This is a genomic window from Vallitalea maricola (genome assembly GCF_036985595.1).
GTDB lineage: Bacteria > Bacillota > Clostridia > Lachnospirales > Vallitaleaceae > Vallitalea > Vallitalea maricola.
The window spans coordinates 106,243-124,946 of record NZ_BTPU01000018.1 but is presented as its reverse complement, the minus strand read 5'-3'; the positions used below and the strand labels follow the sequence as shown (position 1 = coordinate 124,946).

At 31.3% G+C, this 18,704-nt stretch carries 18 protein-coding genes; 7 read left to right on the top strand and 11 right to left on the bottom strand.

Translation table 11 applies throughout. The features are described from left to right. A partial coding sequence (locus AACQ14_RS06260) for a hypothetical protein (protein WP_339362723.1) occupies positions 1-198 on the bottom strand: 198 nt, incomplete at its 3' end. A 304-nt stretch (positions 199-502) separates the two neighbouring features. Here AACQ14_RS06260 and AACQ14_RS06255 point away from each other — a divergent pair. Beyond that, positions 503-979, top strand: a complete 477-nt coding sequence (locus AACQ14_RS06255; RefSeq protein WP_339362722.1) for a chemotaxis protein CheX — start codon at positions 503-505, stop codon at positions 977-979. Positions 980-997: 18 nt separating this feature from the next. Then, on the top strand, positions 998-1,486 hold the full coding sequence (locus AACQ14_RS06250) for a tRNA (cytidine(34)-2'-O)-methyltransferase (RefSeq protein ID WP_339362721.1): 489 nt from the start codon (positions 998-1,000) through the stop codon (positions 1,484-1,486). A gap of 60 nt (positions 1,487-1,546) precedes the next feature. On the opposite strand, the gene gdhA is transcribed toward AACQ14_RS06250, so the two are convergent. The 3 genes from gdhA to AACQ14_RS06235 all read right to left on the bottom strand — a co-directional run bounded on the left by gdhA (position 1,547) and on the right by AACQ14_RS06235 (position 5,230). Beyond that, complete coding sequence (gene gdhA, locus AACQ14_RS06245; protein WP_339362720.1) at positions 1,547-2,881, bottom strand: NADP-specific glutamate dehydrogenase; 1,335 nt, start codon at positions 2,879-2,881, stop codon at positions 1,547-1,549. Between the two features lie 399 nt (positions 2,882-3,280). Continuing rightward, positions 3,281-4,315 carry a Gfo/Idh/MocA family protein gene (locus AACQ14_RS06240; RefSeq protein ID WP_339362719.1) on the bottom strand — a complete coding sequence of 345 codons (1,035 nt, stop codon included), beginning with the start codon at positions 4,313-4,315 and terminating at the stop codon, positions 3,281-3,283. Positions 4,316-4,330: 15 nt separating this feature from the next. Continuing rightward, complete coding sequence (locus tag AACQ14_RS06235) at positions 4,331-5,230, bottom strand: sugar phosphate isomerase/epimerase family protein (protein WP_339362718.1); 900 nt, start codon at positions 5,228-5,230, stop codon at positions 4,331-4,333. 185 nt (positions 5,231-5,415) lie between these two features. On the opposite strand from AACQ14_RS06235, the gene AACQ14_RS06230 reads away from it, so the two are divergent. Then, positions 5,416-6,312: an AraC family transcriptional regulator gene (locus AACQ14_RS06230; protein ID WP_339362717.1), complete on the top strand. Its 897-nt coding sequence runs from the start codon at positions 5,416-5,418 to the stop codon at positions 6,310-6,312. Here the strand turns inward: AACQ14_RS06230 and AACQ14_RS06225 are convergent. After that, a complete protein-coding gene (locus AACQ14_RS06225; RefSeq protein ID WP_339362716.1) occupies positions 6,299-8,032 on the bottom strand; it encodes a glycoside hydrolase family 2 protein in 1,734 nt (577 codons plus the stop codon). The genes AACQ14_RS06230 and AACQ14_RS06225 overlap by 14 nt on opposite strands. Before the next feature lie 128 nt (positions 8,033-8,160). Between AACQ14_RS06225 and AACQ14_RS06220 the strand changes: the two genes are divergently transcribed. Further along, a complete protein-coding gene (locus AACQ14_RS06220) occupies positions 8,161-8,943 on the top strand; it encodes a helix-turn-helix domain-containing protein (protein ID WP_339362715.1) in 783 nt (260 codons plus the stop codon). Positions 8,944-9,046: 103 nt separating this feature from the next. Here the strand turns inward: AACQ14_RS06220 and AACQ14_RS06215 are convergent, their stop codons facing one another. The 5 genes from AACQ14_RS06215 to AACQ14_RS06195 all read right to left on the bottom strand — a co-directional run bounded on the left by AACQ14_RS06215 (position 9,047) and on the right by AACQ14_RS06195 (position 14,679). Further along, on the bottom strand, positions 9,047-9,451 hold the full coding sequence (locus AACQ14_RS06215) for a hypothetical protein (RefSeq protein WP_339362714.1): 405 nt from the start codon (positions 9,449-9,451) through the stop codon (positions 9,047-9,049). 91 nt (positions 9,452-9,542) lie between these two features. Then, a complete protein-coding gene (locus tag AACQ14_RS06210) occupies positions 9,543-10,019 on the bottom strand; it encodes a cell wall hydrolase (RefSeq protein WP_339362713.1) in 477 nt (158 codons plus the stop codon). A 154-nt stretch (positions 10,020-10,173) separates the two neighbouring features. Beyond that, a complete protein-coding gene (locus AACQ14_RS06205) occupies positions 10,174-11,598 on the bottom strand; it encodes a HAMP domain-containing sensor histidine kinase (protein ID WP_339362712.1) in 1,425 nt (474 codons plus the stop codon). Next, a complete protein-coding gene (locus AACQ14_RS06200) occupies positions 11,598-12,281 on the bottom strand; it encodes a response regulator transcription factor (RefSeq protein ID WP_113673304.1) in 684 nt (227 codons plus the stop codon). Before AACQ14_RS06200 ends, AACQ14_RS06205 begins: the two co-directional genes overlap by 1 nt. Before the next feature lie 13 nt (positions 12,282-12,294). Further along, complete coding sequence (locus AACQ14_RS06195) at positions 12,295-14,679, bottom strand: endonuclease MutS2 (protein WP_339362711.1); 2,385 nt, start codon at positions 14,677-14,679, stop codon at positions 12,295-12,297. A 261-nt stretch (positions 14,680-14,940) separates the two neighbouring features. On the opposite strand from AACQ14_RS06195, the gene AACQ14_RS06190 reads away from it, so the two are divergent. From AACQ14_RS06190 to AACQ14_RS06180, 3 genes are all read left to right on the top strand, one after another. Next, positions 14,941-16,056 (top strand): peptidoglycan DD-metalloendopeptidase family protein, encoded by a 1,116-nt coding sequence (locus AACQ14_RS06190; RefSeq protein WP_339362710.1) that lies wholly within the window; start codon positions 14,941-14,943, stop codon positions 16,054-16,056. 65 nt (positions 16,057-16,121) lie between these two features. Further along, positions 16,122-16,544: a bactofilin family protein gene (locus tag AACQ14_RS06185; RefSeq protein WP_339362709.1), complete on the top strand. Its 423-nt coding sequence runs from the start codon at positions 16,122-16,124 to the stop codon at positions 16,542-16,544. A gap of 254 nt (positions 16,545-16,798) precedes the next feature. Continuing rightward, a complete protein-coding gene (locus tag AACQ14_RS06180) occupies positions 16,799-18,238 on the top strand; it encodes a S1C family serine protease (protein ID WP_339362708.1) in 1,440 nt (479 codons plus the stop codon). A gap of 75 nt (positions 18,239-18,313) precedes the next feature. Here AACQ14_RS06180 and AACQ14_RS06175 read toward each other — a convergent pair whose 3' ends face one another. Continuing rightward, a complete protein-coding gene (locus AACQ14_RS06175) occupies positions 18,314-18,658 on the bottom strand; it encodes a winged helix-turn-helix transcriptional regulator (RefSeq protein WP_339362707.1) in 345 nt (114 codons plus the stop codon). Positions 18,659-18,704: the final 46 nt, after the last annotated feature.

The window sequence follows — 18,704 nt, the reverse complement described above, 5'->3', positions numbered from 1 at the left end:
TGTAGGGTCACCTTCAGATATATCTTTTTCGGCATAATAACCTGGCGCTCCATCAAAATCATCAGGATAATCCTCATGTAACTTAGCCAATTCTTCAGGGTAATGGTTATTTGCCCAAGGTAATACCCATTTTTGCCTAGGTGCCCTATCTGGATTATGGAAATTAAGTGTTTTGTATACTAATTCTCTTGAATTCATAGTTAATCCTCCCTAATTATTTAAGTTGAATTAAGTATAACAATATGGACACTGGTTAACTTAAGAAATCATATTATTTTTTTATAAAAAAATGCTCTAAATAAAATTATATAGTAGAATATAGTCTATTTGGGAATAATAAATGGTATAAAATACCAATATACAATTTACTACTAATAGTATATAAGGTTGAATAAATAAGGGTAATATGGTAAAATATTTTTTATTGGAATATTTATTCAGATTTAGTATTTTTGATATTTCTAACGGAGATATGGACTAGAATTGAAAGGATGAATAGCATATGTCAGTAATAAATGTAGAATACATTAACCCCTTTATTGGAGCAGCCCAAAAGATTTTAAAAGATGTATGTCAATTAGAAACTAAATTACAAAAGCCTTACTTAAAAGATGCAGAATATGAAGGAGACTTATTGGCTGTAATCATAGGTGTTACAGGTAATATAAAAGGACAAGTCATACTAAGTCTTAATATTAACACTGCATGTAATATAGCTTCTAAAATGATGATGGGTATGCCAGTTGAAGAATTGAACAATATGGCAAAAAGTGCTATTAGTGAATTGTCAAATATGATACTAGGTAATGCAGCTACAGCATTATCACAAAAAGGATTGACCGTTGATATTACTCCACCATCAATATGTTTAGGTAAAGATATGAATATTATGGTTAACCATTCTAAGAATATATGTGTACCATTAAAGTTTTCTGATGATAGTGTTTTTGAAATAAATATATCAATAGTGGAAGAATAGAAAATAAGGTGAATTGAAATGAACATATTATTACACGAACCAGAAATACCATATAACACTGGTAATATTGGAAGGACTTGTGTTGCTTCAGGTACAGCTTTACACTTAATTAAACCTTTAGGTTTTTTTATTGATGAAAAATCAGTAAAAAGAGCAGGACTTGATTATTGGGATGATTTAGAGTTATATTTATATGAAGATTTTGATGACTTTATTAGTAAGAATCCTGACGCAACTATTTACATGGCAACCACCAAAGCAAAAAAAACATATGCAGAAGTTAAATACGAAAAAGATAGTTTCATCATGTTCGGTAAAGAAAGTGCGGGAATACCAGAAGATATTCTAGTAAAGTATCCAGATACAAGTATTAGAATACCAATGGAGCCTAACGTTAGATCCTTGAATTTATCAAATGCAGTTGCTATAGTATTGTATGAATCTCTAAGACAACAAAATTTTGCTCATATGCAATTAGAAGGACAATTAAGGAATTATAAATGGTAAAAAAAATCTCCTTCCTGATTTAACAGGTTGGAGATTTTTTTTATCTTATTTAAAAGGTTTCTAAACAGTTCCTTGAGCATACATTGCTTGAGCTACTTTTAAGAAACCTGCTATGTTAGATCCAACTACGTAATTTCCTTCATCACCATACTCTTTTGCAGCAGTACTAATTCGAACAAAGATATTTTTCATGATGTCTTTTAATTTTTCATCTACTTCTTCGAATGTCCATGATAAGCGCATACTGTTTTGAGACATCTCAAGTGCTGAAACAGCTACACCACCAGCATTAGCTGCTTTTGCAGGAGCGAACATGATGTTGTTTTCAAGATATACATCAATTGCTTCTGGAGTTGATGGCATATTAGCACCTTCTCCGATTGCTTTGCAACCATTTGCTACTAAGAATTTAGCAGATTCATCGTCTATTTCATTTTGAGTTGCACAAGGTAATGCAACATCACATTTAATAGTCCAGATACCTTTGCAACCTTCAAAGTATTTTGCTTCTGGATGGTCTTTAACATATTCTTTGATACGTTTTCTTTCAACTTCTTTGATTTGTTTTACAGCATCTAAATCAATTCCGTTAGGATCATGGATGTATCCATTAGAATCACTAAGAGCTACAACTTTTGCTCCTAATTCCATAGCTTTTTCAGTAGCATAGATAGCTACGTTACCTGATCCAGAAATAACAACTGTTTTATTTTTCATTGAATCATTATTATGCTTAAGGATTTCTTCCATTAAGTAGATTAATCCATAACCTGTAGCTTCTTTTCTTGTTAAACTACCACCATATGGTAAGCCTTTTCCAGTTAAAACACCTTCATTAAGACCCTTGATTCTTTTGTATTGTCCATATAGATAACCAATCTCACGTGCTCCAACTCCAATATCTCCAGCTGGTACGTCAGTATATGCTCCTATGTATTTAGAAAGCTCAGTCATAAAACTTTGACAAAATCTAAGGATTTCATTATCTGATTTTCCTTTTGGGTCAAAGTCACTTCCGCCTTTACCACCACCAATTGGCAGTCCAGTTAATGAATTTTTGAATATTTGTTCAAAACCTAGGAATTTAATAATACTAGCATTTACACTTGGGTGGAATCTAAGACCACCTTTGTAAGGTCCGATTGCACTATTAAATTGTACTCTGAATCCACGATTGATTTGAGTATTACCTTTATCATCAATCCATGGTACTCTAAAAATGATAAATCTTTCAGGTTCGATAATACTGTTGACTACGCTTTCGTACTCAGGGTATTTATCCAACACTGGATCGATAGAGGCAAGAACTTCTTCTACTGCTTGCAAAAATTCTGTCTCGTTTTGATTTCTTTTTTTTACTGTTTCAAAAATGTGTTCAGTGTTCTTTAATTTCATAATATCACTCCTTAATGTATAAATATGCAATGGAATATGATTGTGTAATATATAAAAATTGCATAGTTTTTATTTCTATAAAAAAAATTATATCACAAAATTCACTAGTTTAATAGGGTGATATGTAACTTTATAAAAATTTTTATATTATTTTTACTTACTTAATTAAATGATATGATGCAAGTTAGTAATAATATTGCATCATAAATAACTATTTAGTGTAGATGTATAAATATTATACAAAAGCTCTGAGGTAATTCCAGGTTTTTGTATATTATGTACTAAAGACATATGTTCATCTAGAAAGGATTGTAATTGATAACTTTGAATATATTGTTTGAATAAAATAAGATATGGCTATAATTGTATTGCTAGACAAACATAACCATATCTTTATTTCTATATATCTATTATTTCATTAATATACACTTTTCTTTGTTCCTTAGAACTTCTTATGGCAGCCATGACCATTGCAAGACTTTTAATATTATCTTTGCAATCTGTTTGGGATGGGATGCCTTTTTTCAGTGAATCAATCATATCATTAATACATCCAGCATGACCTTCTTCAGAATCATAATTATTGTCAATAATATTTCTTTCATATTCAGATGGAAACATATTTTGAGTATCAGATGGTTTTTCATACCATGGGGCACTTTTACCATCCCACCTAGCGGCACCATCACTTCCCATAGCACGCCAATCACATTCCCAGCTTGTAAGATTACCCTTGGCACACCATGAACCATTATAAGAGAAAACAACATTATCAGTCATTTCAAATATACAAACTGCACTGGCATTACCTTTATACCAAGAGCCGGAAGGATTGAATTCATGGCAGTATACAGAAATTGGGTCACAGCCTGAGATGAATCTAGCCTGATCAAAAGTATGTATTGCCATGTCTAATATGAGAGGGCTATCCATGATGTCCCTAAAACCTCCGAAATGTGCTTCTATATAAAAGGAAGCTCCTAAAAACCCTAATTCGCCTATCATTTGTTTTTCTATAATAGATTGAAAGCTGCGGATATCTTTTAAAAATCTTCTGTTTTGCATAACAGAATAGGATTTGTTTAATTTGTCAACTGTTTTAACCATATCTATTGCATTTTCCATAGTATCTGCCAAGGGTTTTTCACCAAAAACATGGCAATCTGCTTTTAGTGAGGTAGTAACTATTCTATGATGAATCTCGGGTATGGTATTATCAATTACAACATCAGGTGTTGTATTAGCTATAGCTTTTTCAAAATCAGTATAAGTATTACAGGTTAGGTTAAAATCATTTCTTTTGTTTAGTGCGTTATTCTCATCTAGATCAACTAAACCCACTATTTCAATATCTTCTCTTGCTTTTAATGTGGTAAGCCAATTGTTACTTATTCCACCACAACCAATTTGAAGGGCTCTTAGCTTATTATTCATTTTATTAACCTCCTGTTATCTATCTTTCCAACCAACTGGGTTTTCTATAAAATTACCACCACGGCATTGTTTCAAGTAGTTTAATGCATGAACCTGACCAGTTAATTCAAGTTTACCATTATATACTGGGTCATGATATCCTTCAATATCAATACTTCCAGTATAGTTATTCATTCTTAAGATAGAAATTATATCTGTCCAGTTGCTGTCACCAAAACCTGGAGTTCTATGCCATGCAAACTGTTTGTATCCACCAATACCATATTTTTTAATGATGTCCCAATCTATAGTTGCATCTTTTCCATGAACATTAAATATCTTACCTGCCCATTTCTTTAACTGAGGTATAGGGTCTATGAGTTGTACCATTTGATGACATGGTTCCCATTGCAAGCCAAGATTATCTTCTGGTAGAGCATTGAACATTAATTCCCATGCGGCTGGATTATGAGCTATATTCCAATTACCTTTTTCCCAAGTTCCAGCCATAGTACAATTCTCAAAAGCGATTTTTACTCCTTTTGATGCCGCTCTTTTAGAGAGTTCCCCAAACACTTGTTGAAATTTATTGATTGAATCATCAATACTTTTATCAATGACTCTTCCAGTAAATCCAGTAACTAGATTTGTACCAAAAAGGGAAGCATTATCAATAAGTGTCTCCCAAGATTTTACTGCATCTGAGAATTCTGTACTATCAGAAAGGGGATTGGTGAATATGGATAAGCTTGAGATTGTTATTCCCTTTGGAGCTAGATAATCTGTTAATCTCTTAGCTAATTCTTTTATATCAGTTTTACCAATAGTTTTCCAAAATGTTATAGAAAATGTTTCAAAACCATAGTCTGTTATATCCGGTATTATTGACATGGCTTCATCAGCGCTTATTAATGTACCTATTTTAATTTGTTCCATTTTTTATCACTCCTATATTTGAGATGTTAAGTAATATTCATTTGAGTTAGTATTAATACTATGATAATATTATATTACATTGAAAAGAAGCCAACTAGCCATATTATTGACTAATAGTAATACAATATTGACATTTTAATATATAATGTTGTTGAGTAATTAGGGTTTTATTTGGAGGAAGGATAATGAGTAAGATTATGGAAGAAAAAGGTTATTTACAAACAGAATATGTTAGAGAATCTAACTTCCCTCTATCATTATATAATTGTGGTGTTAATCATTCCAACAGCCTTCGTCCTCATTATCATGATAATTTTGAAATTATATATATAAAGGAAGGTAAGATAAATATAAGAATAGGTAATGAGACATATTATTCTGAAGGTGAAAATATTTTTTTCTCTAATATGTTTCAGGTCCATTCTGCCCAATCAGCAGATGGATTAGAGAGTAAGTTCCATGCAATATTATTTGATAAACAGATGCTTGATACTATTAACATGAATGATTATTATATGAATTATATTAAACCCTTTTTAGTAGGAGAAAAAAGATTTCCAGCCATGATATCATCAAATAGTGATCTGTATAAAAGATTGACCCAGTCTTTGAATCTGATTATCAAAGAATATAGTGCTAAGGAAAGAGCATATGAGGTTTTTATTAAGACGGAGATAGAAAGAATCTTCGCTTCAATGGTAAGATATTGTGAATCCCTGGATTCTAGTGATGGAAATGGATTTTCTGTACTACATAAGAAAATAATGGATGATATGTGGGAATACGTACAAAGTAATTATCAAAGAGATATATCTTTAGATGAAATATCCAAGGTTCTTAATATAAATAAACATTATTTTTGCAGGCTCATAAAGAAACTGACAGGAAAACCATTCACTCAACTGCTTAATATGCATAGGATACATCAAGCGGAAATGATGTTAAAGGAAACAGATATCCCTGTCAGTGAGATATTAGAGATCAGTGGATTCTCTAATCAAAGTTATTTTAATAGGATGTACATGAAGTATACTGGAAACACTCCTACTGGAACTAGAAAAGGTTCTACTAATCGTCAATAGCTGCTTTTTGTTCCATGACTGCTCTTAACTTAGCCCTTACTTCATCATCAAATTTATTTGTTCTATCATAGAAGTATAGTCCATTTTTTTCTTGCTCTACATCATACAGCTGTGTATAACATAGGGCACATATAGAAGGATTCTTGATAAGTACTTCTGTCAAACCAACATACCTGTTTACAAATTCATCTATACTTTCAGGACGTTCACCATAACCCCATCCGCTTTCATCATTAGTACTCCACCAGATACCGCCATATTCACTTATGAAATAAGGCTGACCCTCATATCTTTGACGATTAGGAAATTCCTCATATACTTCCCCGCCATTTGCCATAGGTTCAAAATCTTTTGCGAATAACTCCACATCTTGTTTATAATTATGTGAATCATATATATCTGTAACAACATGGAAATTACCACTTGTATCAATGACAGGTCGTGTTGAATCAACTTTCTTAGTGACATGATAGATATTTCTTAATATGTCATCATATTGCTGGTGACCATGTAAATCCCAGGTTTCATTGAATGGACACCATCCTATTAATGCAGGGCTATTATAATCTCTTTCTACCGCTTCAAGCCATTCTGGAAGATAGGTATGCAGGGAAGAGGCTTTTGTATGGTCAATACCCCAGTTGCCGTATTCTCCCCATACAAGATACCCCATTTTATCTGCCCAGTATAAGAAGCGTCTCTCAAAAACTTTTTCATGGAGTCTAGCTCCATTGAACCCAAAAGCTATTGATAGCTCAATATCTTTTTTTAGTGCTTCATCTGAAGGTGCTGTATAGATTCCATCAGGATAAAACCCTTGATCAAGTACTAGACGCTGGAATATTTTTTTCCCATTAATCAAAATGGCTTTATCTCCAAGTTCTACTTTTCTCATACCAAAATAGCTATTAACTGTATCCAGTTGATTATCCCCTTCTAGCTGCAATTCTAGATCGTATAGCTTTGCATCCAAAGGTTGCCATAAGTGTAACTCTGATAAATCTATGGATAATTTAGCACTTGAGCCTGTAATTTTTATTGAAGCACCTCCAACAATTTTATTATCATATTTTGCTGTTATATTAAGTTTTTTGCATGAGCATTTACCAGACAATGAAATGTCAAGATGTACTTTGCAATTATCAACATCAGGTACTATTTTAAATGCCTTAATATAATTTTTTGGAACATATTCTAACCATACTGTTTGCCATATTCCTGTGACACGAGTATAGAAACAACCGGTGGAGTTATATTCAGAAGATTGTTTTCCACTTGGCTGAGTACCTGAACGAGTATCATCTTCAACATAAACAGTTAATGTATTCTCCCTATCTGATACAAAAGATGTAATATCAAAGGAGAAGGGGGTATAACCACCTTTGTGAGACCCAATGTATTCACCATTGACCCATACTTCACAATAATAATCAACTGCTTCAAAATTAATGATAAGACAACCATTCTTCCAATCAGATGGAATAGTAAATGTTCTACGATACCATACAGCATTCAGGAAATCTTTATTATTTATTCCTGATAATTCACTTTCAGGGCAAAAGGGTACTTGAATTTCGTGAGCGAAATTAGGTTCCTTTTGAAGATTTCTTTCTTTACCTGATTTAGAGAAATCATATTCAAAATCCCAAGTACCATTGAGATTCTGCCATTGTTTCCTTACCATTTGTGGACGAGGATATTCTTGACGTAAAGGATTCATATTTATCTACCACCTTAATTGTTATTTTGTTTTATATTATATATAGAATAATAAAGTATTCAATGATAATTTGGTGTTTTGTATTGACTTATTGTTTTGTTTTTGTGTAGAATGAAAAGGGTGATAATATGAAATATAGGATTGAAAGATTAAAATATGATGGTAAAGAGAAAAAAGGTTTTATAGTAGACCGTCCACAAGGAACTGACGATTATTTATTTTTACATTTCAAGACACCTGTTAATATATATCAACAAAAGGAAATTATAAAAATTAAACCTGGTGCTTGTATTCTATTCACTCCAGGTACAAAACATTATTTTGAATCTATTGAATGTGATTTAGTACATAATTGGATTCATTTTGAGCCGAAAAATAGTTCAAGATTTGATGAATTTGGGTTTGAATATAATAGAGTATTTTATCCATCAAGAACTAATTATATTACACCAATCATAAATGAAATAGAGCTTGATTTTATTAATAAGCCGTTTCTATGGGAGGAAAATGTTTCAGCTCTGCTAACCAATCTTTTTGTTAAACTATCTCGTGAAGAACGCAGTAAAACAAGAGATTTATCTAATGGTATGATTGAAATTAGAGAAGAATTCAATCTTTTCCGTCTACACCTTTATAGTAATTGCAGTCAAGAGTGGAATGTGGAAAAAATGGCTAAGATATTAAGTCTTAGCAGGTCAAGGTTTTCGGTATTGTATAAAACCTTTTTTGGTGTTTCACCTAATGAAGATTTAATAACTGCTCGTATTAATAGAGGGAAATATCTTTTAGAAAATAGTTCTCTAACCATTTATGAAGTTGCTGAGATGTCTGGTTATAAAAATGTGTTTCATTTTATAAGACAGTTCAAGAAATACACTGGAACAACACCAGGGATGTTTAGAGGATTTTAAGGCTAAATATGCATAAAAAAGCTCCTATCTGTATTACCAGATTGGAGTTTAATAAGTGTAGCAATATAAAATTCTATGGGGTAATGGAATATTTATATAAATATTAGTCTGGTATTTCAACAAATTTTATAGAATATAAATCACCGATTACATCTTCTCCTGTTTTGATATCTCTTAAAACTATATGATCTACTCCTACTTCTTTTAGAATTCCATCTTTATCAATAAATGTACCTGTACCCAGTAGGAAATTTACTTTCATGAATTTACCTATTTGTGTCCTTAGATATCCTTGAAGATATGCAGGATTAGTTATAACTGGGGGTAATGTTTTTGCAACATTGTTATTATTGTTGTTGTTATTGTTATTATTTTTTGCAGCTGTAAAATTATTAGTACTTATAGTTGTTTGTTCTGATGGCATTTGTTTAGGATATGAATATCCTCTTTTTTGTCTTAGGGGTGAACCATAGGTTGTTGGCATATACTGCTCATTATTTCTATTCATAAATAACTCCTTTTATTAGTTAATTATTTTAGATGATACTGACATAAGCTATTAATCATTTGTTATTACTATATCTTTATTACTTAATGGATTAAGTGTCTTTATATAAATCTGTGGGGTCAAAGAAGCAATGTTTTCTAATTCTTGAATTATATATTCCAGTTTGATTATAAGGAAAATATGGAGGACAATCTGGAACGAAAGGGTTCATATACCATAGGGTACTACCAATATTATACAGTTTATTACCTGCTAAAGCCCAATCTGCTATATCATAATGGATTTGATCAGGAGGACTGGCCCAGATGGTTTGAGGATTTGCTACACCACCTAATACTGATCTTACACAATCAAATTGACCTGGTTGGAATATAACTTTTCGTAAATCTCCTTGATTAACTCTTTGATATTCTCCTTCAGCTGCATGAACTCTATTCATTACTACCGTGGCAACTGCTTTCATTCCTGTTTCGCCTTCTCCACCAGCTTCACATTTGATTATTCTGGCAAGTAATTCTCTAGCTGAATAAGCCATCTTTCCATACCTTTTTGTTATACTTACTATCATTATATTAATACTTTATAAAAGTTGATACATAATTTTGGTATCAATAAAATAAAGAGATTTTTCGTAGTATAAAAAATTATTAGGAATATATAAACCACCCATTATAAATATACCTTTTAAGGTTAATCTATGTTAAATGGGTGGTTTTTAATTATTATTTGTTTTTGGTTATAGTCAAAGTAAAGACAAATTCAGTTCCTACATTTACTTTACTATTAACATTTATAGTCTCTCTATGAGCTGTAATTATTTCTTTTACAATAGATAATCCAAGACCGGTACCTTTTTTATCTTCACCACGTGACCGGTCAGCTTTATGGAATCTATTGAATATATATTTGATTTCATCTTCTTTGATACCTGGACCGTTATCTTTTATAGATATATTTACTTTATCCTTGAACTTTGTTGTTTCAATGGTTATTCTATCACCTTTATTGCAGAATTTTACTGCATTATCAATCAGGTTATAGATGACTCTTTCGATTTTATCTTTATCAGCAGATACTATGATCTGTTTTTCATCAATCAATAAAGTAATGTGCATTTTTTTTTCTCTTATCTTACCTTCGAATTTGATTAATACTTCTCTAATTACAAGATGTATATCAAACTCTGTATAATTAAGCTGTACTCCATTGTTTTCAAGCTTTGTAAGTAATAGAATCTCATTAGTCAAGTTACTCAGTCTATTAGTCTCATCTAAGACTATGTTAAGATATCTGTCTTGATTTTCATGAGGTATGGTACCATCTAATATAGCTTGTACAAAACCTTTTATAGACGTTAACGGTGAACGGAAATCATGAGAGATGTTAGCTATGAAACTTCTGCGCATTTCTTCCAATTTTCCTAATTCAGCAGCCATAAAATTCAGGTTAGTAGCAAGTTCTCCTATATCATCATTGGTATTTATTACGATTCTACTCTCAAAATTTCCATTAGCTATGGACCTTGCGGTTTTATTCATCTGTTGGAATGTTTTAGTAATCCTTCTTGAGAATAAATACATTAACATGATGGAAAATACTAATGAAAATAGTAAGCATATAATTGTAAGATTAAAGAAATAATTAGCTGTTTTCTTCACAGCAGGGTAGGGTGAATGCATTACTATTATTCCTTTAACTTCATTATTCATCTTTATGGGAACAATTACAGTTATAAGAGGAGTAGAGGACAAACCATAGAAATCTCCTTTTAACGTAACAATTTCACCTTTTTTAGCCTTATCAATACTAGGATTATCTACAACCAGCTTTTCAAATGAATTAACACCTTTTTCTGAATCTATCTGAACTGTACCATCATTAGATAATATCCATATCCTTGAACCAATATTATTACTCATGACTACAATTTGATATTCAAAATTGAGAGCTGCCATTTTGGTTTGATCATAGTATGCAGCCAAATATCCTTCGCTTATAGCATCTCCAACATTGATCATATTCTTTTTTTGGTCGTTGATAAAAAAAGATTCAATAATGTTAGTTAATAATGTTGTTAATAACATAAATATAATTAGTGTCAATATTGCATATATGAAGAAGAATTTATTAACAAATGATTTAAACATCACTTCACCTCAAATTTATATCCTATACCCCAAACAGTCTTGATACCCCAATATTCTGTTTCTTTTATTTTTTCCCTTATCCTTTTTACATGAACATCAACAGTTCTTGTGTCTCCGATATATTCATAACCCCAGATTCTATCTAATAATTGTTCTCTAGTAAATACTTGATTAGAATTGGAAGCAAGGAAATATAGAAGTTCAAGTTCTTTTGGCGGCATCTCAATTTTCTTATCAAAATAAATAACTGTATAGTTAGATAAATTGATTGTCAGGTTAGGTACTACCACTTGTTTATTTTTATCATCCCATGGTTGATATCTTCGAAGAACTGCTTTTACTCTTGCTGTTAGTTCTTTTGTATCAAAAGGCTTTACCATATAATCGTCTGCACCTAACTCTAGACCTAAGATCTTATCAAAAGTTTCTCCTTTTGCAGTTAACATGATTATAGGGATATTGCTTATTTTCCTTATTTCTTTACATATATCATAACCATCCATCCCTGGAAGCATTAAATCCAGTATTACTAAATTAGGCGCAAATGTCTGAAAAGCTTTTACTGCATTATTGCCGTTATGAACGAATTTAGTTAAATAACCTTCTTTGTTAAGGTATAGAGATATTAACTCCGTTATGTTAGGATCATCATCAACTATGAGTATTTTTTGTTTTGATTCCATACTATCTACCTCCTTATTTGAATTCAACTATTGTTACACCAGATTCACCTTCACCGTAATTACCGATTCTAAATGATTTCACATACTTAACTTTTCTAAGAAATGTATGGATAGCTGCTCTAAGAGTACCGGTTCCTTTTCCATGTATAATAGTTATTTGTGGAAGGTGAGACAAATATGCATCATCAAGAAATTTATCCAATTCTCCTAATGCTTCTTCAACACTTCTTCCACGCACATCATATTCAGGAGAAATTGACATGGACTTGGATGAAATGTTATTTTTATTTTTTGGTGCTTTATTGTTATAATTTACTTCTGAACTTTTTACATAACTTAGATTCTTAATGTTGACTTTGGTCTTCATGATACCTAATTGAACCTGAACATCCCCCTTGGCATTAGGAGGCTCTAGAACAGTTCCTTTTTGGTTGAATGTTGATACAAAAACTGTGTCTCCTGCTTTTAGGTCTTTTGGAGATTTGGTATTAGCTTTTTTCATCTTTATACATGTTGATAAATTCTTTTCCAATGAAGAAATAGATGAACGAAGCTTACTTCTTTGCATTTCCATTTCTTTTGAGTTATCAGAATTGGTACGAAGCTTATTCATGCTTTTTATTATGCTATCTGCATCCTCTTTTGCATTATTAAGTATTTTATATGCTTCTTCTCTAGCTTCTGTAATTATTTTATCTTTTTGTTTCTGAATCTTCTCACGCTGCACCGTAACCTTGTTTTTCAGCTCTTCAGCTTCTTTACTGTATTTCAGTGCTTTTTCCTTTTCCATTATTGTAGTTTTTTTGCTTATCTCAAGTTCTGTAATAAGGTCTTCAAATCTTATTTCCTTATGTTCTAATAGTTGTTTTGCATCTTCTATTATATTATCGGTTAATCCTAATCTTTTGGATATGGCAAAAGCATTACTTTTACCAGGAATTCCTATAAGTAATTTGTAAGTAGGTCTTAATGTCTTGACATCAAATTCACAGCAAGCATTTTCCACACCTTTTGTAGAAAGAGCATATACTTTTAACTCGCTATAATGGGTAGTGGCTATGGTAAGAACTTTCTTCTTATGAAGATTTTCTAGAATAGCCATAGCTAAAGCGGCTCCTTCTGTAGGGTCTGTACCAGCTCCTAATTCATCAAATAGAACTAATGAATTATCAGTGGCATTTTGCAGGATGTCAATTATGTTGGTCATATGGGATGAAAAGGTACTAAGTGATTGCTCAATGCTCTGTTCATCTCCAATATCAGCGAATAGATCATCAAAAATAGCTAGCTCAGATTTATCAAAAGCAGGAATATGCAGACCTGCCTGTCCCATTAATGTTAACAGCCCTACTGTTTTTAGAGTTACGGTTTTACCTCCTGTATTAGGACCTGTAATCATGAGCGTTGTGAATTCTCTGCCTAAATGTATGTCTATAGGAACAACAGTATCTTTATCAAGTAATGGATGACGTCCTTTTTTAATATTTATATATTTGTCATTGTTGAAAATAGGTTCTGTACCACCTAAGGATATTGATAGTTCACCTTTTGCGAAGATGAAATCTATTTCTGTCAATATTTTCATGTTACTAGCTAATTCTTCCTTGTGTTCAAAACACATGGAACTAAGGATAGCTAATATTTTTTCTATCTCTTGTTTTTCTTTTGTAAAGAGTTCTTTTATCTTATTATTCAATTCCACAACAGACATAGGTTCTATGAATAATGTAGAACCTGAAGCTGATTGGTCATGTATCATACCTTTGAAACTACCACGATATTCTTGTTTTACAGGAACACAATACCTATCATTACGTAAAGTAATTATTGGATCTTGGAGCATGTTTTTATAAGTGCTGGATGTAATGATTTTGTTAAGGTGTTCTTTGATCTTACCATTGGATACCTTCATTTGTCGTCTTATATTATATAATTCATGGCTTGCATCATCGGATATTTCTTCTTCTGAAATAATACATCTAGTTATTTCCTTATATAATGGATTAAGTACTTCTATAGCATCAAATAAACCATATATGGTATCTAGATTATTAGCAGTATTAGAATCTTTTGCTGATTTTGCATATGATTTTACATGTCTGGATACTCTTAGTACTTCCCCAATATTCAATAGTTCTACCTGTGACAGGTCACCGCCTATAGCTAATCTTTTGATGGATGAACGAATATCCTTAAACCCACCCAATGCTAATGAACCTCTTCTTAATATCATAGTTACTGCTTCAGAAGTCTCTTTTTGTTTGCTTCTAATAGTATCAATGTCACAGTATGGGACTAAAGAAGAAGATAGTTCTTTTCCCATTCTAGATGAAGTTTTACTTATTAACTGTTCTATTATTTTATTATATTCTAATGTTTTTAAAACTTTAGTATTCATTTTAACCACCTTATTATTATTATTTAGGTATCTTACATATGATAGGATTCATTTATATTTTACATCAATATGGTCTATTTTAAAAGTTAAAACTGATTATACTACATCTTTTACTTTAAAATTCTTTTAATATAATACTAAAATTTTAAATTTATATTACAAATATATTAAAAAATATGTTATAATGTATTTGGCTAAAATTGAAAATAAACCAATTATATACATAAAATAACAAAATACTGTTAAAGGTGGGGATAAAAAATGAATTGGGGGACTAGGCATAACGTTAAAGAGCATAAAATCAAGAGTCGCAAATATATAACTTTTGTTATAATACCTGATCCTACCAAGAGTCCTAAGACCATTAAAATACCAAAATGGATTAGGTTCCCTCTACTAGCTTGTGTTATTGCTGTAATAATATGGGTACTGGTTACAATGACAGATGTAGCTGATGTTCAAAACAAAATGGCAACTGCTAATCTCAATCTTCAAACCAATACATACGAGAATAGTGATAAAGATGCAAAGATTAAGGAATATGAAGCAGAAGAGGCTGAGAAGTTTTCCAAGTTAGATGATCTGCAAGAACTATATACGCAGATTCAAAATAAGCTTAAAGAATTAGAAAATCAAAAGCAGGATATTGATTCTAAGCTTAATGGTACTAAGAAAACTACTGACAGCAAACCTATAGGTTCCATAGAGAGAAAAGCTTCGGCTGAACCTTTGGTAGCTGAATTTTCAGCATCAAGAAGTAGTAATATAACTGCGTCTTTAGATTTATTACCCATGAATAGCCAAGAAGATGAGTCTGATACGGCAAAGCAGGAAATATCGGTAGAGGAAGATTTTCAAGCTAAAGCAGAAGAGCTAATAAATAAACTTCAAGAGACAATGAAGTTGATTGACAGTGAAACTAATACATATAATGAACTTAATGATAAAGTTGATGAGATAATCCCTTATTGGGAAGCTTATCCTTCAATGTTACCTGTTAAAAATACATGGGTGACAAGTCCATATGGTTGGAGAAAAAATCCTTTTGGACGCAAAGCTTTTGAATTTCATAGAGGTGTTGACTTAAAAGCTAACTATGGAACAAGCGTATATGCTACTGGTAAAGGAACGGTTGTTTTTGCAGGATATGACGCTATATATGGAAGATTGGTAATTGTTGACCACGGATATGGTATTACTACCAAATATGCACATAATTCCAAATTATTAGTTAAAAAAGGTGACAAGGTGAAACGTGGAGATAAAATAGCAAAATCAGGAAGTACTGGCAGAAGCAGCGGACCTCACGTTCATTACGGAGTACTTGTAAATGGTGAAACACAAAATCCAATGGATTATATATATAAAGGAAAATAAATTATAATTGATTAATGAAATTTTATTACAAAAATTTGTTCGAATTTGTACAAAGGAGAATTGAAATGATTAAGCAAAAGAAAAAAGCAACTTATGACAAACCATCCACTATAATAGGAAAAGATACAACATTAGAAACGTCTATTCTCAAATCCAAGAATTCAGTACAGATAAATGGCAAGTACTATGGAGACATGGAAGTTGAAGCTAGTGTAGCTATTGGAGAAACTGGATATATTAAAGGTAATATAGAAGCTGATTTTTTGTTGGTGGCAGGTAAGATTGATGGTAACGTGAAGATTGCAGGTCAACTTCATCTGACTAAAACAGCGAAAATAACAGGAGATATTAATACAGTTAGTATTATTATTGATGAAGGTGCTCAAATAGATGGTAAATGCAGTATGTCAAATGTACAAAATAATGTTAAACAAATTGAGAATAATAAAGTTAAGTCAATTGAAAATAAAAATAAAGATAATAAATAATATAAACTAAAATTCAATAATAATAATTTATTTATCCAGATTATCTGAGTATATTGCTTAGATGGTCTTTTTTATTACTATTTAACATAATGCTAAATTATTCAAAATTATTAACAAAGAGTTCATATTTTATTCAAAGAAAATGAGTATAATCTATATATAGAATATATGATTAACCCATTGAAAGAATTGTACTTATAGATATTTAATGTCAAGAGAGGTTAATCTAACAATAAAGATTTGGAGGAATATATATGGACGAATTCAAAAGATATGATGAGAACGGAAATGAAATCAATGGTAACGAAAATAACACTAATAATGTAGAAGGTAATGATTATGGTGATGTTGTAGAAACAACTATTATCAAGAGTCATGCCAATGAAAGCAATGATAACAGCTTGTTAATGAATGAACATAATCAAGCTTACTCAAATCAATGTTTTCAAGAAAGAATAAAAAATGAGGAGAAAAAATCCCGTAAAAGAATATTTACTTGGAAAAAAGTGATAGCATGTGTTTTAGTAGCAGTTCTTCTGGGAGGAGCATTCCAATTAGGTATGGAAGTTACTAAACCATTTTTTGAAAAATATGTAGGTTCAACAATATCTCAAAAAGATGATTCAAATAAATTCACTTTTGAAGATAAAAACAATACAACAGCATTAACTGAAGATAATCTAAAAGAAGTAAGTAGTGATTATACTTCAATCATAAATGAAAACTATCAATCACCAGTTGTTGCAATAGCAGAAAACATGAAACCTTCAATAGTTACTATTACAAGTGTTGTTACTGCTAAAGATTGGTTCAACAATCAGTATGAACAAGAAGGAACTGGTTCAGGTATAATATTTGGAGAAAACGAAGAAGTTATATATATTGTAACTAATCAACACGTTATAGATGGTGCTAGAAATGTTGTGGTAACTTTCTTTAATTCTGAAAACATCAATGCAAAAGTTGTTGGTTATGAAAGAGATTATGATCTAGCAGTTCTATCTGTAGCTAAAAAGGATATGAAAAATGAATTATTGGATAGTATAAAAATCGCTAAATTAGGTGATTCTGATAAGATTAAAGTTGGAGAACTTGCAGTTGCTATAGGTAACCCTCTTGGAAAACAATATAGTAATACTGTTACAGTAGGATATATTAGTGCTATAAACAGAACATTAGAATCTACTGATAAGAGTTTACCACTTATCCAGACTGATGCAGCAATCAATCCAGGTAATAGTGGTGGAGCATTAGTTAATGCACAGAGTGAAGTTATTGGTATCAATAGTTATAAATTAGCCTCTACAGATATAGAAGGTATGGGATTCGCTATACCAGTCAATGAAGCAAAACCTATTATTGAAGACATTGTGAATCAAAAGGATAGACCAGCATTAGGTATTAGAGGTATAGATGTTACTGAAGAAATGGGCGATTTCTATGGATTACCAATAGGAATACTAGTAAAAGAAGTAACAGAAGGTAGTGGTGCTGAAAAAGCTGGACTTAGATCACAAGATATAATATTTGAATTTGGTGGAGCAAAAATCTTTAATTTCGAAGATTTACAAAAGGAAATTGAAAAATATGAAGTTGGAGATACTGTATCAGTGAAAGTAGCAAGAAAAACCAATAATGGTTTTGAAAAGGTAGAACTGAATGTGAAACTAACTGATAGACAAAGTATCATGTAATTAAAAACAGGCTTAAAATAATAGCGCGTATTTTACTAATGAGTGATTTACACGCTATTATTTAAAAGTTTTAATCTAATTTTTGTGGATGTTCAATGATTGTAAATATTGTGTTCCCCAATCACACAATGATTTGAGAACGGGCTCAAGTGTTTGTCCTATTTCAGTAAATGAATATTCAACTTTTGGAGGAACTTCTGGATATATAATTCTTTGTATGATTTTTTGTTCTTCTAGTTCACGTAATTGGTCAGTAAGTGTTTTTGTGGTTATATGTCCTAACTCTCGTTGTAACTCGTTAAAACGCAGCGTGTTCTTATTATATAGATTCCATAAAATTTGAAGTTTCCATTTTCCACTTAAAACATTGATACCTAATGCCATAGGGCAAATATCATGTGGTGTAATTGATTTAGCCATTTTATATCATCCTTTCTTTGAGGTAAGTATTAAAAAAGGTACTTTA